At 53.8% G+C, this 699-nt stretch carries 1 protein-coding gene and 1 pseudogene; both read right to left on the bottom strand.

Annotated elements, in window-relative coordinates:
• A pseudogene (locus AB1K62_RS14630) lies at positions 1-308 on the bottom strand (3-isopropylmalate dehydratase small subunit); the annotation flags it as partial.
• Positions 301-699, bottom strand: a 399-nt coding sequence (locus AB1K62_RS14625; protein WP_367004701.1) for an aconitase family protein, incomplete at its 5' end; no start/stop codon positions are given. The pseudogene AB1K62_RS14630 and the gene AB1K62_RS14625, both read right to left, overlap by 8 nt.

Here is a 699-nt window from a genome sequence, read left to right as displayed (position 1 = left end):
GCGATAACGGCGCGAAATCCATATTCGGCTAGCGCCCACACCGCATGCTCACGGCTTGATCCCGAACCAAAGTTTTCGCCGCCTAAAATGATCTGGCTGTCTGCAAAATCGGGATCATTCATTACAAAGTCGGGATTGGGCTCCCGCCCCCCAATCTGGGTATAGCGCCATCCTGCAAATAGCCCGTCAGCCAGCCCGGTCTTGCCGGTAGTTTTCATCTCGCGTGATGGAATGATCTGGTCAGTGTCAATATTGTCACGGATCAGCGGCATCGGCAACGAGGTGAGAGTGGTAAATGGTTCAGCCATTGGTGACCTCCCGAGGGTCTGCAATCGCACCGGCTATCGCGCTGGCGACAACTGTTTCGGGGCTGGCAATATGGGTTTTGACATTAGGACCCTGACGGCTTTCAAAATTCCGGTTGGTCGTGGAAATGACCCGCGATCCGGCGTCAAAACTTTCTCCGCCTGCGTAAAAACACATGGAACAGCCGCTTTCCCGCCATTCAAAACCTGCATTTATGAAAATTTGGTCGATGCCTTCTGCTTCTGCTTCGCGTTTAACACTAGACGAGCCGGGGACGCAGATCGCCTTGATTCCGGCGGCAACTTTGTTTCCTTTGAGCAACGCTGATGCCCGCCGCAGATCGCTAAGGCGGCTGTTTGTGCAACTGCCTATAAAAGCGGCATCAATGGGAAC

The sequence above is a fragment of the Parasphingorhabdus sp. JC815 genome (genome assembly GCF_040717415.1).
In the GTDB taxonomy this organism is placed as follows: Bacteria; Pseudomonadota; Alphaproteobacteria; order Sphingomonadales; family Sphingomonadaceae; genus Parasphingorhabdus.
This window is presented reverse-complemented; position numbering and strand designations above follow the sequence as displayed.